This window comes from Micromonospora sp. DT47, assembly GCF_049844475.1.
Classification (GTDB): Bacteria; Actinomycetota; Actinomycetes; order Mycobacteriales; family Micromonosporaceae; genus Micromonospora.
This window is the reverse complement of sequence record NZ_JBNCLC010000013.1, coordinates 110,058-126,510: the sequence shown is the minus strand read 5'-3', so window position 1 is coordinate 126,510 and position 16,453 is coordinate 110,058. Positions and strand designations below refer to the sequence as shown.

Below are 16,453 nucleotides of genomic sequence, written 5' to 3'. Positions count from 1 at the left end.
CGGCGAGGCACGACCGAACCCAACACCACCCGTACGACATTTCCCTAAGGGGCGACGAACCCGGCGAACGTTCGTGGACACCACGCTAGCGACCGGCCGGCCGTCAGGTGGTCAGCACCAGCGGTGTGGCGGTCGTTGCCTGCGCTGCGGTCGCCGGGCGGGGCGGACCGGGCCGTGGCGGTGCGCGCCGGCCCAGCCGGCCAGGTCGCTGCGGCAGCTCCGGCCGGCGGTCTGGTCGGGCTCGGTCAGCTCGGCGCCGTGCTGACCCGGGCCCGGCTCGGCGCCGGCCGGGCGGGACGCCGACGCGTCCGGCCGCACCGTCGGCTCTGCGCCGCGCTGGCGGGGCACCGCGACCTCGTCGTCCGCCCGCTCGGGCGTTCGACAGGCCTGGTCGGTCGGGGCGGGCAGCGCCGCCAACCGACGGTGGGGCCGGACCGGCCCCTGCTGGTCGTGGTGGCCGAGCCGGCAGGGCTCGCCCTGGGCGCAGCCGTGTTCGGCCTCCCCGTGGTGCGCCATCCCGGTCTCCTCACGCTCGCCATCGCCCGTGGGGCAGGTCGCCCCCACGTGCCCTGACACGGTACTGGCCGGGCCTGACTGGGTGTGCGCCGCGTACCGGGTCGGCCGCCGACGGAGGGGACCACGCGCGGAGGGATCTTGCCGTACGCTTCCGCCATTCCGTCCGCCCGAGCGCCGGAGGTGGGATGAGTCCCCGCGGAGCCGGCACGCTGCTCATGGTGCTCGCGGCGACCGCCGTCGCCGGGTGCGACGCGCTGCCCGGGCGGAGTCACGCCTCCGGGTTCGTGCCCCAGGCCGGGGTCTGCCACCTGGCCCCCGGCGACAACGCCAGCGGAGCGGCGTACCACCCGGTCGACTGCTCCACCCGGCACGAGGCGGAGACCTTCCTCGTCAGCCGGTTCGCCGGGCCCGACGCCGACTCGGCCGGCCCGCCCGGTACGGGGTACGAGTCGGCCCTGCGGGCGTACGCCTCGTGCGCCACCGCGGCGCGGGAGTTCCTCGGCGACTGGCCGCTGACCGGGCGCGTGTCGCTGCGGGTGGTCCTGCCCACCGCCGACGGCTGGGCGGCCGCCGAACGCTGGTACCGCTGCGACCTGGTGGAGACGGTGGCGCTGGACCGGCCCGAGCCCAACCCCCGGGCCAACAGCCTCAAGGACGCGCTGGTCGCCCCGTCGCCGCTGCGCTACGGCTGCTTCGACCCCACGTTCGGCGCGGACGACCGGCTCGAGACGGCACCGCCGGCCTCCTGCACCGGACCGCACCACAGCGAGTTCGTGGGCCTATGGTGGACCGACCAGGCCCCGGACGGGGAGCAGGTGACCGGGGACGTCATGCTGGCCGGCTGTTCCCGTGTCGCCGCCCAGCACGTCGGGGTGTCGGACGAGCAGGAGCTGGCACGCCGGCTCGAGGTGCTGGTCGTGCCGCCCACCGACGAGGAGGTCGCCGCCGGCGAGACCGCGATGCTGTGCTTCCTGCACAGCGAGGACCGGAAGCTGACCCGAACGCTGGCCGGCGTCGGGCTCAAGGGCCTGCCCGCGCCCCGCTGAGCCCGTCCCCGCTCAGCGGGCGGCCGCCAGGTCGGCGCGGGTGAGCAGGCTGTCCAGTCGGATGCCGTGCGGCGAGCGCCTCCGCGCCGCCCTCGGCCCAGTCGATCACGCAGAGCAGGTGGTCGATCCGGGCGTTTCGGTCACAGGTGATCATTCTCGCCTGGCCCCGGCCCCCGTCGAGCGCGTCCCGCCCACCGGCGGTGCGCCGGCCTCCGCGGCCCGCCGCCCGGCCGTGCCCGCACGCGAATCCGGCCGCCGGGGCGGTCGCGCCGGACCTCGGCGTGGATGCCCTGCTCAGGCCGTGTCAGGCTAGGGCGGTGAGCGAGCCGGGCGGGATCGAGCTGTCGGCCACGCTGCGCCGGATCGAACGGGCCGCGGGGGCGCTGGCGACGGCCAGCGTGGCCCGGATGGACGAGACCCTGCCCTGGTTCCGGGAGCTTCCCGCCGACCAGCGCTCCTGGGTCATGCTGGTGGCGCAGGCCGGCGCCCGCTCGCTGGTGCAGTGGCTCCGGCAGGGCGGCGGCACGGCGGACAGCACCCAGGAGGTCTCCGACGAGGTCTTCGCCACCGCCCCGCAGGCCCTCGCGCGCTCGATCAGCCTCCAGCAGACCGTGGCGCTGATCAAGGTCACCATCGACGTGGTCGAGGAGCAGGTCTCGCACCTGGCCGTCCAGGGCGAGGAGCAGCAGCTGCGCGAGGCGGTGCTGCGCTTCTCCCGGGAGATCGCCTTCGCCGCGGCCCGGGTCTACGCCCGGGCCGCCGAGTCCCGCGGCTCGTGGGACGCCCGGTTGCAGGCGCTGCTGGTCGACGCGCTGCTGCGCGGCGACTCCCCCGACGTGCTGGCCAGCCGGGCGGCCGCGCTGGGCTGGGCGGACGCGCCGCCGGTGGCGGTGGCGGTGGGCCGCTCCCCGGGCGGCGAGGTGGCCGCCGTGCTGCACACCGTCTACCGGCTGGCCCGGCGGATCGGGGTGGAGGTGATCGGCGGCGTGCACGGCGACCGGCTGGTCATCGTGCTCGGCGGGGCGGCGGACCCGGTCGCCGCCACCGAGAAGCTGCTGACCGCGTTCGGCGAGGGACCGGTGGTGGTCGGGCCGGCCGTACCCAGTCTGGACGAGGCGACCGAGTCGGCGCGGGCCGCGCTGGCCGGCTACCGCGCGGCCCCGGCCTGGCCCACCGCGCCGCGCCCGGTGCCGGCGGCGGACCTGCTCCCGGAGCGGGCCCTCGCCGGGGACGGCGAGGCCCGCCGGCGGCTGCGCCACGACGTGTACGCGGCGCTGGTCCGCGCCGGCGGCGAGCTGCTGGAGACGCTGGACGCCTACCTCGCCGCCGGCGGGACGCTGGAGAGCGCCGCCCGGGCGCTGTTCGTGCACCCCAACACGGTGCGGTACCGGCTGCGCCGGATCTCCGAGGTGACCGGCTTCTCGCCGCTGGTCCCCCGGGACGCGTTCGCGCTCCAGGTGGCGCTGACCGTCGGCCGGTTGGACCCGGTGGTCCCGGCCGTCGCGGGAGTCCCGACCCAGACAATGACCCCAGGCGTCAGGAAAACATCACAGACAGGTGATGACTCCCGCCGATCTTTGTAGGATCCCTCCAAAGGTTCTAGTGCGGTTTGGTCGGGGGCGGCACAGCGCTACCCACGCGTATCGGGGAGAGTCTTAAACGTGCTCGCCGTACTCTCACCCGGCCAGGGTTCCCAGAAACCCGGCTTCCTGACTCCCTGGCTCGATCTCACCGGCACCGAGGCGCGGTTGCGCTGGTGGTCGGCGCTCGCCGGGGTCGACCTGGTCCACCTCGGTACGAAGGCCGACGCCGACGAGATCAAGGACACCGCCCGCACCCAGCCGCTGCTGGTCGCCGCCGCCCTGCTCGCCGCCGAGCACCTGCCGATGTACGACGTCGGCCTCACCGCCGGCCACAGCGTCGGCGAACTGGGCGCCGCCGCGCTCGCCGGGGTGCTCCCGGCCGAGGCGGCGATCACCCTCGCCGGGGTACGCGGCCGCGAGATGGCCGCCGCCTGCGCCCTGGAGCCCACCGGGATGGCCGCCGTGCTCGGCGGCGACCCGGACGAGGTGCTCGCCGCGCTGACGGCGCACGGGCTGCACCCGGCCAACCGCAACGGCGCCGGCCAGATCGTCGCCGCCGGCGCGCTCGACGCGCTGGACAAGCTCGCCGCCGAGCCGCCGGCCCGGACCCGGATCATCCGGCTCCAGGTGGCCGGGGCGTTCCACACCCCGTACATGGCCCCGGCGGAGGAGGCGCTCGCCGCGATCGCCGCCGGGATCACCCCGACCGACCCGGCCCGGATCCTGCTGTCCAACCTGGACGGGTCGGCGGTCAACCACGGCCGGGAGATGGTCCAGCGGCTGGTCCGCCAGGTCACCGCGCCGGTGCGCTGGGACCTCTGCATGCGCACCCTGGCCGACCTCGGGGTGACCGGCGTGATCGAGCTGCCCCCGGCCGGCACGCTGGCCGGCCTGGTCAAGCGGGAACTCAAGGGCGACGGCGCCCCCGAGATCGTCACCCTGAACACCCCCGACGACCTGCCCGCCGCGCGCGACCTGATCGCCCGGCACAGCGGCCTGCGCGGCCACGAGCCGGTGGTCCAGTTCCGGGTGGTGGTCTCCCCCGCCGCCGGCACCTTCGAGCCGGCCGCGGAGCTCGCCGAGGGCGCCGACCTCCGCACCGGCCAGGTGATCGGCCACGTCGCCACCCGGCAGGGGCCGGTCGAGGTGACCGCGCACCACAGCGGCCTGCTCACCGAGTGGCTCGCCCACCACGACGACCCGGTCGCCCCGGGCCAACCGCTCGCCCGCATCGGAGGACAGCACTGATGGCCGGTTCCCGGATCGTCGCCATGGGGCACTACCAGCCGTCTCGGGTGGTGACCAACGACGACATCGCCCAACTCGTCGACACCAACGACGAGTGGATCCGTGACCGGGTCGGCATCGTCACCCGGCGGATCGCCGACGGCGAGACCGTGGCCGACATGGCCGCCGCCGCGGCCGGCAAGGCGCTGGCCAACTCCGGCCTGACCGCCGCCGACATCGACCTGGTGGTGGTCGCCACCTGCACCTCGGTCGACCGCAGCCCGAACGTGGCCTGCCGGGTCGCCGCCAAGCTCGGCATCACCGCCCCGGGCGCGTACGACATCAACACCGCCTGCTCGGGCTTCGCGTACGCGCTCGGCACCGTGGACCACGCGATCCGGGCCGGGGCCTCGCGCAACGCGATCGTCATCGGCGCGGAGAAGCTCTCCGACTTCACCGACTGGACCGACCGCTCCACCTGCATCATCTTCGGCGACGGCGCCGGAGCGGCGGTGGTCACCGCCACCGCCGAGGGCGAGCCGGCCGGGGTGGGTCCGGTGGTCTGGGGCTCGGCGCCGGAGAAGAGCGACGCGGTCCGGATCGAGGGCTGGCGGCCGTACATCGCGCAGGAGGGGCAGTCGGTCTTCCGCTGGGCCACCACCGCGCTGGCGCCGCTGGCCCTGCAGGCCTGCGAGCGGGCCGGGGTGACCCCGCAGGAGCTCGCCGCCTTCGTGCCGCACCAGGCCAACGCCCGGATCATCGACGGCATCGTCAAGCGGCTCAACATCCCGGACGCGATCATCGCCAAGGACATCGTCGAGTCCGGCAACACCTCGGCCGCGAGCGTGCCGCTGGCCCTGTCCAAGCTGGTCGAACGGCGGGAGGTGCCCTCCGGCGCCCCGGTGCTGCTGTTCGGCTTCGGCGGTGGCCTGACCTACGCCGGTCAGGTCGTCCGCTGCCCCTGAAGACCCCTGCGGCGCGGACGCGCGCAGGAGTGACGGTCGGCGTCGCCGGCCGTCGAGTGAACCCCCGATGAGAGGAACCCACCGCAATGACCCGTGACGAGATCACCGCCGGCCTCGCCGAGATCCTCGAAGAGGTTGCCGGAGTGAACCCGGACGACGTGGCCGAGGGGAAGTCCTTCACCGACGACCTCGACGTCGACTCGCTCTCCATGGTGGAGGTCGTGGTCGCCGCCGAGGAGAAGTTCGGCGTCAAGATCCCGGACAACGAGGTGCAGAACCTGAAGACCGTCGGCGACGCCGTCAGCTTCATCGAGGCGCAGTCCTGATATGAGTCGCATCGACGTCGTCGTCACCGGGCTCGGCGCGACCACCCCGCTGGGCGGGGACGTCGCGTCGACCTGGGACGCCATGCTCGCCGGCCGCTCCGGGGTGAGTGCGCTCACCCAGGAGTGGGCCGAGCAGTTGCCGGTCCGGATCGCCGCCCGGCTGGCGGTCGATCCGGCAGGCCTGCTGGACCGCGTCAAGCTACGCCGGCTGGACCGCTCCGAGGCGATCGCGATCATCGCGGCGCAGCAGGCCTGGGCGGACGCCGGCCTGGCCGACTCCGGGCTCGACCCGGAGCGGCTGGGTGTCAGTGTCGGCTCCGGCATCGGCGGCGCCCTGACCCTGCTCGCCCAGGACGACATCCTCGAGGCGTCCGGCCCGCGCCGGGTCTCCCCGCACACCATCCCGATGCTGATGCCCAACGGCCCCGCCGCCTGGGTGGGGCTGGAACTGGGCGCCCAGGCCGGCGTGCACTCGGTGGCCAGCGCCTGCGCGACCGGCGCGGAGGCCATCGCGCTGGGCATGGACATGATCCGCGCCGGTCGGGCCGACGTGGTGGTGGCCGGCGGCACCGAGGCGGTCATCCACCAGCTGCCGATCGCCGGCTTCAGTTCGATGCGGGCGATGTCGACCCGCAACGACGAGCCGGAGCGGGCCTCCCGCCCGTGGGACAAGGGCCGCGACGGCTTCGTGCTCGGTGAGGGCGCCGGCATCGTGGTGCTGGAGCGGGCGGAGCACGCCGCCGCCCGGGGCGCCCGGGTCTACGCGCGGCTGGCCGGCGCCGGCCTCACCTCCGACGGCTACGACATCGTGCAGCCGCACCCGGAGGGCGCGGGCGCGGTCCGGGCCATCGCGAAGGCGATCGTCGACGCGGACGTCGCCAAGCGGGACATCGTGCACGTCAACGCGCACGCCACCTCGACCCCGGTCGGCGACATCGCCGAGATCAAGGCCCTGCACCAGGCGCTCGGTGACCACCCGGTGCTGACCGCCACCAAGTCGATGTCCGGTCACCTGCTGGGCGCGGCGGGCGCGCTGGAGTCGATCGCCACCATCCTGGCGATCCGCGACGGTGTCGTACCTCCGACGATCAACCTCGACGACCCGGACGACGGCCTCACCTTGGAGGTGGCCGCCAACAAGGCGCGCCACATGGACATCCCCGCCGCGCTGAACAACTCGTTCGGCTTCGGCGGCCACAACGTGGCTCTCGTCTTCACGCGGGCCTGAGACCACAGCCTTGGAGGCTCACGTGACCACCACCGCCGTCGCCGCGGACACATCCACCGTCGACTACCGAGATCCGGAGCTGCGGCTCCGGGCCCTCTTCGACGCGGGCTCGCTGCGTCTGCTGGCACCCCGGGACACCTCCGGCGTGCTCTGGGCGCGGGGCGAGATCGAGGGCACCCCCGCCATCGCGTACGCCACCGACGCCACCAAGATGGGCGGGGCGATGGGGACCGACGGGTGCCGGCACATCGTCGACGCGATCGACACCGCCGTCCGGGAGCGGGTGCCGGTGCTCGGCCTCTGGCACTCCGGCGGGGCCCGGCTGGCCGAGGGCGTGGTCGCGCTCGACGCCGTCGGGCAGGTCTTCGCCGCGATGGTGCGGGCCTCCGGTCGGGTGCCGCAGATCTCGGTGGTGCTCGGCCCGGCGGCCGGTGGCGCGGCGTATGGGCCGGCGTTGACCGACATCGTGGTGATGAGCGGCGCCGGACGGATCTTCGTGACCGGGCCGGAGGTGGTCCGCAGCGTCACCGGCGAGCAGGTCGACATGGAGCGCCTCGGCGGCCCCGAACCGCACGGCCGGCGCTCCGGCGTGGTGCACGTGACCTGCAAGGACGACGAGGCGGCGATGGTCGAGTCGCGCAAGCTCGCCGCGCTGCTCGGGCACCAGGGCCGGCTCTCGCCGGACGACGTGGCCCCCGGCGTCGAGGACGGGCACGACCTGGTCGCCAAGATGCCGGCCGAGACCAACCGGGCGTACGACGTGAAACCGGTGGTCAAGGCGCTGCTCGACGCCCCCGGCGTGGAGCTGCACGCCAAGTGGGCGCCGAACGTGGTCACCACGCTCGGCCGGTTCGCCGGACGGACGGTCGGCGTGATCGCCAACAACCCGCTGCGGCTGGGTGGCTGCCTCGACGCGTCCAGCGCCGAGAAGGCCGCCCGGTTCGTGCGGATGTGCGACGCGCTCGGGGTGCCGCTGATCGTGCTGGTCGACGTCCCCGGCTACCTGCCCGGCCTGGGCCAGGAGTGGGACGGCGTGGTCCGGCGCGGGGCGAAGCTGCTGCACGCCTTCGCCGAGGCGGTGGTGCCGCGGGTGACCCTGGTGACCCGCAAGGCGTACGGCGGCGCGTACATCGCGATGAACTCCCGCTCGCTCGGCGCCACCGCGGTCTTCGCCTGGCCGAACGCCGAGGTCGCCGTGATGGGCGCCAGCGCCGCGGTGAACATCCTGCACCGCAAGAAGCTCGCCGCCGCCCCCGCCGAGGAGCGGGAGGCACTGCGGGCGCAGCTGATCGAGGAGCAGACCCGGTTCGCCGGCGGGGTGAACCGGGCGCTGGAGATCGGCGTGGTGGACGACGTGATCAAGCCGGATGAGACCCGGCGCCGGATCGCCGAGGCGCTCGCCGCGGCCCCGGCCGCCCGGGGCGCGCACGGCAACATCCCGCTCTAGGTCGTACCCGTCGGGGCCCGCACTCTCGCCGGGTGCGGGTCCCGACGCATGTCCGCGGGCGGACGTCGGGCCGATTTCCGGTCCCGGCCCCCTACGGACGGCGGCGCGGCGGCCGGGTCGCTATTGTAGGGGCCGCCGACCCCCCCGCGAGGAGCAGACCGTGGAAGCGACCGAGATCCGCAAGCTGGCCGCGCTCGAGGACAAGCACTGGTGGTACCGCGAGCGGCGAACGCTGCTGGCCCGGGCGCTGCGCCGGCTGGCCGCCGACGGGGTCCGCCCGGACCGGGCGCTGGACATCGGCGCGGCCGGCGGCGGCAACACCCGGGTGCTGCGGTCGCACGGCTGGCGTCCGCTGGCGCTGGAATACAGCGCGGAGGGCGCCGGGGTGGCCCACGAGCGCGGGCTGGACGTGATCAGGGCCGACGCGCGGCGGTTGCCGGTCCGGTCGGCGAGCCTCGGCCTGGTGGTCGCCTTCGACATCCTCGAACACTTCGACGAGGACCACCTGGCCGCCGCGGAGATCCGCCGCACGCTGCGCCCGGGCGGGACGGCGCTGATCGCGGTGCCCTGCGACATGGCGCTCTGGTCGGCGCACGACGACGCGGTCGGGCACGTCCGGCGCTACGACCGCGAGTCGCTGCGCTCGGTGATGGAGAAGGCCGGCCTGGTGGTGGACGAGCTGGGCAGCTGGAACGTGCTGCTCCGCCCGGTGGCCGCCTGGCGACGCCGCCGGGCCTCCGGCAGCGACCTGGACGACGTGAACCCCGTGGTCAACCTGGGCCTGCAGGCCATCGTCACCGCCGAGCGGTACCTGCCGGTGCGGTCGCTGCCCGGCGTCTCGCTGATGCTGCGCGCCCACCGCCCGGCCTGACCCCCGGCCGGGACGTGACCGGGCGGGGTGCGTGTCGGTCCGCCTCGGGGCGGACCGACACGCCGGGTCAGCGGGGCGCGGGCACCGCCTCGCGGGCCAGGGTGACCGCGCCGAGCAGCGCCGCGTCGTCGGCGAACCGGGAGAGCACCACGTCGGGCCGGTGCGGCAGCACCTCGGCGAGCCGGTCGACGAGCAGCCCCCGGATCAGCTCGCTGCCGGCCACCCCGCCCACCAGCACCACCCGCTGCGGGTCGAGCAGCAGGCAGCAGGTGACCAGGTGGCGGGCCAGCTCGTCGACCCGGGCGGTCAGCGCGTCCCGGGCAGCGCCGGGCTGCTCCGCCGCAGCGGCCAGGCCGGCGGCGGCACCGGGCACGCCGAGCTCGTCGGCGAGCCGGTCCAGCGCCCGGCCGGAGAAGTCCAGCTCCAGCATGGTGCCGGGCCAGGGACCGCCGGACACCGCGTACCCGATCTCGCCGGCCGCGCCACGGTGGCCCGGCAGCACCGCGCCGCCGACCGTGACGGCCGCCGCGACGCCGGTGCCGAGCCCGACGACCAGACCCGGGTCGGCGTCGCGCAGCGCGCCCAGCCGCAGCTCGGCCAGGGCCGCCGCGTTCAGGTCGTTGTCCACCGCCACCCGGGCCACGCCCAGCCCGTCGCGGACCGCGTCGGCCAGCCGCAGCCGCTCCCAGCCGGGCACGTTCGGGGCCAGGTCGATGCCGTCCGGACGGACCACGCCGGGCGAGGCCACCCCGGCCGCCGCGACCGGCCCGCCGACCCCGGCGACCAGCCTCGCGGCGAGGTCCAGCGCCCGCTCCAGCGCCTGCGGGGCGCCCCGTTCGGCGTACGTGGGCACCCGCTGTTGAGCCAGCAACCGGCCGTCGGCGTCGGCCACCCCGACCGCCATCTTGGTGCCGCCGAAGTCGATGCCGAGCAGCAGCCCGCCGGTGCGGGTTCCCGGCACCGTCCGCCCCGCGAGCCGCACGCTCACTGGACTTCCGTTTCGTTCGCGACTGCGGGGCTCGCGACCGCCGGGTCACCGCACCGCTCAGTCCTCGTGCTCACTGGTCGGCCACCTTGGCGGCGACCGCGTCCAGCGCCTCGTCGGCGCGGCCGAGTCGGTCGCGCACCCCCGCCAGCCGGCCCGCGACGGCGTCGAAGGTGCCGCCCAGCACGCCCACCTGGCCGCGGACGGCGGCCGCGCCCGGGCCGTCCACCTGGGCCCGGTCGAGCACCAGGTCGGGGCGGACAGCCGCGGCGATCAGGTCGGCCACGGCGGCGTCGCCGAGCGGGTCGGTGAGCCCCTCGGCGGCCTGCCGTACCCCCTCGGGGGTCCAGGTGTCCGGGGCGCCGGCGCGGACCAGCCGGCCGACCACCGAGTGGGCGGCCCGGAACGGCACGCCGTGCCGGGTCAGCGCGTCGGCGGCCGCCGTGGTGGTGGCGCCGGAGGCGACGACCTCCTCCCGGGTCGGCGGCTCCAGCGGCTCCAGCTCGGCGAGGAAACCGCCGACCAGGGCGAAGAACCGCTCGGCCCGGTCGTTGCTGTCCCAGAGCCGGACCTGCACATCGGTGGTGGCGTTGTTGGAGTCCTCCCACCAGGCGGCGCCCACGTTGTTCAGCACCGAGGCGGCGTCGGCGGCGGCCGCGCCGGCCATCGACACCAGGTGCTCCAGCACCACCGGGTTGCGCTTCTGCGGCATGATGCTGCTGCCCTGGGTGAAGTCGCCGGGGGTGGCCACCCAGTTCCAGCTCAGCCAGTCCATCAGGGTCCGGGCAAGCCGGGCGCCGGTGGCCAGCGCCTGGGCGTTGAGCGTGCCGACTCGGACCAGGTGGTCGGCGCCGGCGACCGCCTCGTACGAGTTGGTGACCAGGCCGTCGAAGCCGAGCAGCTCGGCCACCCGGGCCGGGGCGATGTCCAGGTCGGTGCCGGCGAAGGCGCACGAGCCCAGCGGAGAGACGTTCAGCTGGTCGATCAGGTCGGCGTACGCGACGGCCTCCCCCGCGAGCGCCTCGGCGTACCCGGCGAGGGCGTGGCCGATGGTGGTGGGCTGGGCGGGCCGGCGGTGGGTGTAGCCGGTGATCACCACGTCGGCGTACCGGTCGGCCTTTTCCAGCGCCGTCCGGCCGGTGGCCAGCACCCGGTCGAGCACGCCGAGCAGCTGGTCGCGCAGCAGCATCCGGAACACCCCGGCGTCCAGGTCGTTGCGGCTGCGGGCCATCTGCACGTCGAGTTCGGAGGTGGGAATGCCGCACGCCTCGGCGAGCCGCTTCTCCACCAGGTAGTAGGTGTCCTCGAAGCTGCCGTCGTACGCCGGCGCCGGCGCGGTGTCGGCGCGCAGCTCGGCCAACCCGCGCAGCAGCCGGGCGCCCCGCTCGGCGGGGATCAGCCCCTGCTCGGTCAGCATCACCACGTGCGCCTGGCTGGCCCGCACCATCGCCGGGTAGAGGTGACCGACGTGGTGGTCGTAGGTGGGCCCCAGGTGGTGCCGCTGGTAGGTGGTCAGCGCGGGTGTGCTCATGGCAGGTCCTTACTTCCTTCCAGGCCGGGGCGGGCGTGGACGCGCTCCCCGGGGGTTCGGCCGGTCAGTCGGTCAGGCCGAGCAGCCGTTCGGCGTTGCCGGCGAAGATCGCGCGCAGGTGGTCGTCGGGCATCCCCAGCTCGCGGCAGACCCGGAGCTGGTCGTCGAGGTAGCGGGTGACGTAGCCGCGCGGGAACCAGGACGAGTCGCTGCCGAAGACGATCCGGTGCGGGCCGATGGTCTCGTAGCAGCGGCGGAAGAGGTCCTCCAGCGTCAGCTTGTACGGCATCCAGCGCACCCACTGGTTGGAGCCGGAGGTGTCGACGTGGATGTTCGGGCAACCCCAGGCGGCGAAGAACAACTCCTGCACGTGCTGGACGCCGAAGTGCGGCACCACCACGTTCAGCTCGGGGAAGCGGCGGGCCATCCGGGCCAGCTCGTCCGGGCCGCCGTACCGGCCGAAGCTCAGGCCGCCGGCGCTGCCGTAGTGGCCGATGTGGACCAGCACCGGTACGCCGAGGCGCTGCGCGGCGCCCCAGAGCGGGTCCAGGGACTCGTCGTCGAGCGGGCCGCGCAGCAGCGGGGCGAAGAGCTTCAGCCCGCGCAGGCCGCGCTCGGTCACCGCGCGTTCCAGCTCGGCGGCGGCGCCCGGGGCGTACGGGTCGTGGTGGGCGAAGCCGAGCAGCAGGTCCGGGTGGCGGTCGACCACGTCGGCGACGGTGTCGTTGCCGCCGCCGGTGACGAAGACGGCCTTACGGATGTTCACCGCCCGCAGCTCCTCGGCCCAGCGGTCGGCCTCGTCCTGCCAGCGCTCGGCGGGCGGCTCCGGGTCGGGGAAGCCCCAGGCCTGCCGCCACTGCCGGGCGTACGGCGCGGAGCCGGCGGCCCGGACCGCCCGCTCGTGTTCCCCGCCCGGGTGCATCCCGGCGGCGTGCTCGCAGGCGTGGATCGTCTCGTCGGCGCCGATCCGGAAGTGCAGGTGGAAGTCGACGATGTCGAGTCCCCGGTCGACGGTCATGACACTCCCTCGGTCGGCAGCGGGTCGGCGGTGGGCGGAGCCGGGGGCTCGGCGGCGACCCAGGCGGCGACGATCTCGCGCAGCCGGACGGCGGCCAGCTCGCGGACCTGACGGCCGGCCTCCTCGGTGGCCAGCGAGACGTGCCCGGACCAGCCCTGCCAGGGGTCGGGGCGGGACTCGACCAGCACATACGGGTGGCCGACCGGCAGCTTCGGCTTCGGCGGCAGGTCACCGGCGGCGTCGAGGCGTACCGCGCCGGGGTCGAAGCCGAGCACGCCGGAGGTCTCGTACGCCCCGCCGTGCCCGCGCGAGACCAGCGGGCCGTAGATCTCGCCGGTCTCCGCCGGGGTGACCAGCTGAAACCAGTTCACCAGCAGCAGGCTGGCGGTACGCCGCCCGGAGACCCACTCCATGGCGGCCCGGACGGTGGACATGTTGGCGTCGTGCCCGTTGACGATCAGCAGCCGGGGGAAGCCGGCGGCGACGATCCCCTCGATCACGTCGGCCAGGTAGCCGACCGCGATCTCCGGCCGGATCGCCACCGTGCCCGGCCAGGGCCGGGTCTGCCCGGGGCAGGCCGCGTACGGCACCGCGGGGAAGAGCACCCCGCGCGGCCCGGGGCCGTCGAGGGCGCTCTCCCCGGCGAAACCCTCGGCGAGGATCAGGTCGGTGCCGAGCGGCAGGTGCGGGCCGTGCCACTCGACCGCGCCGACCGGCAGCACCGCGAAATCCGCCGCCTGCGCGACCGCGGCCAGCTCGCCGCCGGGGATCCGGGCGGCGGGGACCAGGCCGCCGCCCGCCGGCCAGGTCAGGCCGTCCACTGCGCCGCCTCCCGGCTGGCCGTCCGGCCGCTCTGCAGCCGGCCGGAGACCACCATCACCACGAAGATCAGGACGACCTGGAGCATGCCGTACGCGGCTGCGGTGCCGACCTCGAACGAGTACATCCGGTTGTTGATCTCGACGGAGATCGGCGCTGTCTCCGAGGTGTAGATGAGCACCGAGGCGACGAACTCGCCGACGCCGTGCACGAAGGCGAGCAGCGCGCCGGCGACCACGCCCGGCAGCATCAGCCGCAGGGTGACCGTGCCGAACGCTCGCCACCAGGACGCGCCGAGGTTGCGGGCGGCCTCCTCCAGCGACGGGTCGAGCTGGGCCAGCGTGGCCGAACTGGAGCGGAAGACCAGCGGCAGGAACCGCACGAAGTACGCCAGCGGCATGATCCAGAAGGTGCCGATCAGCACCTGCCCGAAGCTGAACGCGTTGCCGGTGCTGAACGCCGAGATCAGGTTGATCGCCACCACCGTGCCGGGCAGAGCCCAGGCCAGCATGACCGCCACGTCGAGCAGGCCCCGGCCGCGGAAGTCCAGCCGGCGCACCGCGTACGCGATCAGCACGCCGACCACGACGCAGCCGACAGTGGCGGTCAGGCTCATCTGCAGCGAGTTGAGGATCGGCTGGAAGGCGTCCGGGTCGGAGAAGATCGTGACGAAGTTCTGCGTGGTGTAGGCGGCCGGGATCACCTCGGTGGTCCAGGAGCCGTCCGCGGAGAATGCCACCAGGGCGATGGTCGCCACCGGAGCGAGGAGCACGGCGGTGGCCAGCAGCGAGGCGGCCAGCGCCAGCCAGCGGCCGAACGGGTTGGTGATCTCCCGCCGGTGCGCGGCCACGCCCTTGGACTGGGAGCGGTAGCTGCGCCGTCCCTCGTACCAGCGCATGCCGAGCAGGAAGAGCACCGAGACCACGCCGAGCACCGATGCGTACGTGGATGCCATCGGCAGGTCGCCGTTGGTGCGGTTGATGTAGATCTGCATGGTCATCGTCTGGTCCACCCCGAACAACAGTGGGGCGGTGTAGGAGGCCAGCGACGTCATGAAGACCAGCAGCGAGGCGGAGACCAGCGCCGGGGTGAGCATTGGCAGCAGCACGGTGCGCCAGACCCGGACCCGGCCGGCGCCGAGGTTGTACGCGGCTTCCTCGACTGAGGGGTCCATGCCGACCAGCGCGGCCGAGGCGGCCAGGTAGAAGTACGGGTACATGGTGAAGGTGTGCACCACCAGCACCCCGGCGATGCCGCTGAACGGCAGCACCGGCTCGGCGGTGCTGAAGAGCTGCTGGAGCCCGCGCGGCAGGATGCCCGTCTCGCTGTAGAGCAGCTGGAACGAGATCGCGCCGATCAGCGGCGGCAGCGCCGCCGGCACCAGGATGATCGCCTCGATCAGCTTGCGGCCGGGGAACGAGAAGCGCTTGAGCAGGAAGGCCATCGCCACGCCGACGATCCCGCAGAGCAGCACACTGGCCGCCGAGATGATCAGCGAGGTGACCAGGGCGGAGCGGGCCACACCGTCGCCGGTGAGGAAGGTGGTGTAGTTCTGCACCCCGTCCACGCCGACGCTCTCGGCGAAGGTGGCGAACATCGGCTGCACGACGTACCCGAACAGGATCAGCACCAGCGGCAGCACCAGGACGTACGGGAACCAGGGCGAGTGGGCGCCGAAGGCGGTCCGGGGCCGGCGCGCGCGGGGCGGCGTCGGGTCGCCGGTGACCGGCGGAACGGTGGCCGCACCGGGGGTGGCGGGGATGGTGCTCACGGCCGCACCACCCACATCCGCTCCCGGGACAGCCGCAGCCCGACCTGGTCGCCCACCGACACCCCGGCCGGCACGTCGATCGCCGTGACCTGCACCGGCTCACCGGCCACGTCGACCACGAGGTTGGTGGCCATGCCGGTGAACTCCAGCTCGGTCACCCGGCCGGTGAGCGCGCCGGCCCCGGTGGCCGAGGTGAGGCCGATGTGCTCGGGGCGGACGGAGACCAGGGCGGTCGCGCCCTCGCGCAGGCCGTGGTCGTCGGGGGCGGCCACACCGACCTCCTCGCCGCCGGGCAGCGCCACGGTGACGGTCTGCGGGCCGGCGGCCACCACGGGCAAGCCGAGCACGTTGCTGCGGCCGATGAACCGGGCCACGAAGGCGGTCGCCGGCCGGTGGTAGATCTCCTGCGGGGCGCCGATCTGCTGCACCCGGCCGGACTGCATGACGGCGATCCGGTCGGACATCGCCATCGCCTCGGCCTGGTCGTGCGTGACGTAGATGGAGGTGGTGCCGGCCTCGCGCTGGATCCGGCGGATCTCCACCCGGGTCTCTTCGCGCAGCTTGGCGTCGAGGTTGGACAGCGGCTCGTCGAGCAGCAGCGTACGCGGCCGGATGACCAGCGCCCGGGCCAGCGCGACGCGCTGCTGCTGGCCGCCGGAGAGCTGGTCGATGCGGCGGTCGCCGTAGCCGGCGAGGTGGACCTGGCCGAGCGCCTCCTCGACCCGCCGCCTCGCCTCGGCCCGACCGACCTTGCGGACCTTCAGGCCGTACGCGACGTTCTGCGCGACGGTCATGTGCGGGAAGAGCGCGTAGTTCTGGAACACCATGCCGGTGTCGCGCTTGTTCGGCGGCCGGTGGGTGACGTCCTCCTGGCCGAACCGGATCCGCCCCGAGGTGGGGAAGTAGAACCCGGCCACCATGCGCAGGGTGGTGGTCTTACCGCAGCCGCTCGGACCGAGCAGGGTGAAGAACTCCCCGGCGGCGATGGTGATGTCGACGTCGTCGACGGCCGCGGTGTCGCCGGCGCGCGCGAAGCGCTTGCTCACCGACTCCAGCGTGACATCGATCATGATGTCTCTCCTTGCGTCCGGTACCGGGTCTGGCCGGTGGTGGGTGGTGG

The 16,453-nt window shown here is 74.5% G+C and carries 15 protein-coding genes; 8 read left to right on the top strand and 7 right to left on the bottom strand.

Going from position 1 to position 16,453, the window contains the following annotated elements; translation table 11 throughout:
• Nucleotides 1-111 precede the first annotated feature (111 nt).
• Nucleotides 112-516 carry a hypothetical protein gene (locus ACLQ2U_RS20590; RefSeq protein WP_425752331.1) on the bottom strand — a complete coding sequence of 135 codons (405 nt, stop codon included), beginning with the start codon at nucleotides 514-516 and terminating at the stop codon, nucleotides 112-114.
• 185 nt (nucleotides 517-701) lie between these two features.
• Here ACLQ2U_RS20590 and ACLQ2U_RS20585 point away from each other — a divergent pair, with 185 nt between their 5' ends.
• The 8 genes from ACLQ2U_RS20585 (at nucleotide 702) to ACLQ2U_RS20550 (ending at nucleotide 9,209) form a co-directional block, all read left to right on the top strand.
• Nucleotides 702-1,562, top strand: a complete 861-nt coding sequence (locus ACLQ2U_RS20585) for a septum formation family protein (RefSeq protein WP_425752330.1) — start codon at nucleotides 702-704, stop codon at nucleotides 1,560-1,562.
• A gap of 317 nt (nucleotides 1,563-1,879) precedes the next feature.
• A complete protein-coding gene (locus tag ACLQ2U_RS20580) occupies nucleotides 1,880-3,145 on the top strand; it encodes a PucR family transcriptional regulator (protein WP_425752329.1) in 1,266 nt (421 codons plus the stop codon).
• A 78-nt stretch (nucleotides 3,146-3,223) separates the two neighbouring features.
• Nucleotides 3,224-4,393 carry an acyltransferase domain-containing protein gene (locus ACLQ2U_RS20575; RefSeq protein WP_425752328.1) on the top strand — a complete coding sequence of 390 codons (1,170 nt, stop codon included), beginning with the start codon at nucleotides 3,224-3,226 and terminating at the stop codon, nucleotides 4,391-4,393.
• Entirely contained in the window at nucleotides 4,393-5,337 is a 945-nt protein-coding gene (locus tag ACLQ2U_RS20570) for a beta-ketoacyl-ACP synthase III (protein WP_425752327.1), read from the top strand. Before ACLQ2U_RS20575 ends, ACLQ2U_RS20570 begins: the two co-directional genes overlap by 1 nt.
• An 86-nt stretch (nucleotides 5,338-5,423) precedes the next feature.
• Nucleotides 5,424-5,663, top strand: a complete 240-nt coding sequence (locus tag ACLQ2U_RS20565) for an acyl carrier protein (RefSeq protein WP_334485728.1) — start codon at nucleotides 5,424-5,426, stop codon at nucleotides 5,661-5,663.
• Nucleotide 5,664: 1 nt separating this feature from the next.
• Nucleotides 5,665-6,891, top strand: coding sequence for a beta-ketoacyl-ACP synthase II (fabF, locus tag ACLQ2U_RS20560; RefSeq protein WP_425752326.1), 1,227 nt, complete (start codon nucleotides 5,665-5,667; stop codon nucleotides 6,889-6,891).
• Between the two features lie 22 nt (nucleotides 6,892-6,913).
• Nucleotides 6,914-8,338, top strand: a complete 1,425-nt coding sequence (locus ACLQ2U_RS20555; RefSeq protein ID WP_425752325.1) for an acyl-CoA carboxylase subunit beta — start codon at nucleotides 6,914-6,916, stop codon at nucleotides 8,336-8,338.
• Between the two features lie 160 nt (nucleotides 8,339-8,498).
• The gene (locus tag ACLQ2U_RS20550) at nucleotides 8,499-9,209 is read left to right on the top strand and encodes a class I SAM-dependent methyltransferase (protein ID WP_425752324.1); all 711 of its coding nucleotides are present in this window, start codon (nucleotides 8,499-8,501) and stop codon (nucleotides 9,207-9,209) included.
• A gap of 67 nt (nucleotides 9,210-9,276) precedes the next feature.
• Here ACLQ2U_RS20550 and ACLQ2U_RS20545 read toward each other — a convergent pair whose 3' ends face one another.
• The 6 genes from ACLQ2U_RS20545 to ACLQ2U_RS20520 all read right to left on the bottom strand — a co-directional run bounded on the left by ACLQ2U_RS20545 (nucleotide 9,277) and on the right by ACLQ2U_RS20520 (nucleotide 16,403).
• Nucleotides 9,277-10,197 (bottom strand): ROK family protein, encoded by a 921-nt coding sequence (locus ACLQ2U_RS20545; RefSeq protein WP_425752323.1) that lies wholly within the window; start codon nucleotides 10,195-10,197, stop codon nucleotides 9,277-9,279.
• Nucleotides 10,198-10,267: 70 nt separating this feature from the next.
• Complete coding sequence (locus ACLQ2U_RS20540; RefSeq protein WP_425752322.1) at nucleotides 10,268-11,725, bottom strand: argininosuccinate lyase; 1,458 nt, start codon at nucleotides 11,723-11,725, stop codon at nucleotides 10,268-10,270.
• A 64-nt stretch (nucleotides 11,726-11,789) separates the two neighbouring features.
• A complete protein-coding gene (locus ACLQ2U_RS20535) occupies nucleotides 11,790-12,743 on the bottom strand; it encodes an amidohydrolase family protein (RefSeq protein WP_425752321.1) in 954 nt (317 codons plus the stop codon).
• Nucleotides 12,740-13,564 carry a creatininase family protein gene (locus ACLQ2U_RS20530; protein WP_425752320.1) on the bottom strand — a complete coding sequence of 275 codons (825 nt, stop codon included), beginning with the start codon at nucleotides 13,562-13,564 and terminating at the stop codon, nucleotides 12,740-12,742. Before ACLQ2U_RS20530 ends, ACLQ2U_RS20535 begins: the two co-directional genes overlap by 4 nt.
• On the bottom strand, nucleotides 13,552-15,333 hold the full coding sequence (locus ACLQ2U_RS20525) for an ABC transporter permease (RefSeq protein WP_425752319.1): 1,782 nt from the start codon (nucleotides 15,331-15,333) through the stop codon (nucleotides 13,552-13,554). The genes ACLQ2U_RS20530 and ACLQ2U_RS20525 overlap by 13 nt, the downstream gene beginning before the upstream one ends.
• Complete coding sequence (locus ACLQ2U_RS20520) at nucleotides 15,330-16,403, bottom strand: ABC transporter ATP-binding protein (RefSeq protein ID WP_425752318.1); 1,074 nt, start codon at nucleotides 16,401-16,403, stop codon at nucleotides 15,330-15,332. Before ACLQ2U_RS20520 ends, ACLQ2U_RS20525 begins: the two co-directional genes overlap by 4 nt.
• Between the last annotated feature and the right edge of the window lie 50 nt (nucleotides 16,404-16,453).

Excerpts from the sequence above, each read along its gene's own strand:
- ACLQ2U_RS20585 (WP_425752330.1), top strand. The coding sequence starts at position 702 with ATGAGTCCCCGCGGAGCCGGCACGCTGCTCATGGTGCTCGCGGCGACC.
- ACLQ2U_RS20535 (WP_425752321.1), bottom strand. The coding sequence starts at position 12,743 with ATGACCGTCGACCGGGGACTCGACATCGTCGACTTCCACCTGCACTTC.
- ACLQ2U_RS20520 (WP_425752318.1), bottom strand. The coding sequence starts at position 16,403 with ATGATCGATGTCACGCTGGAGTCGGTGAGCAAGCGCTTCGCGCGCGCC.
- ACLQ2U_RS20565 (WP_334485728.1), top strand. The coding sequence starts at position 5,424 with ATGACCCGTGACGAGATCACCGCCGGCCTCGCCGAGATCCTCGAAGAG.
- fabF (WP_425752326.1), top strand. The coding sequence starts at position 5,665 with ATGAGTCGCATCGACGTCGTCGTCACCGGGCTCGGCGCGACCACCCCG.
- ACLQ2U_RS20540 (WP_425752322.1), bottom strand. The coding sequence starts at position 11,725 with ATGAGCACACCCGCGCTGACCACCTACCAGCGGCACCACCTGGGGCCC.
- ACLQ2U_RS20570 (WP_425752327.1), top strand. The coding sequence starts at position 4,393 with ATGGCCGGTTCCCGGATCGTCGCCATGGGGCACTACCAGCCGTCTCGG.
- ACLQ2U_RS20590 (WP_425752331.1), bottom strand. The coding sequence starts at position 516 with ATGGCGCACCACGGGGAGGCCGAACACGGCTGCGCCCAGGGCGAGCCC.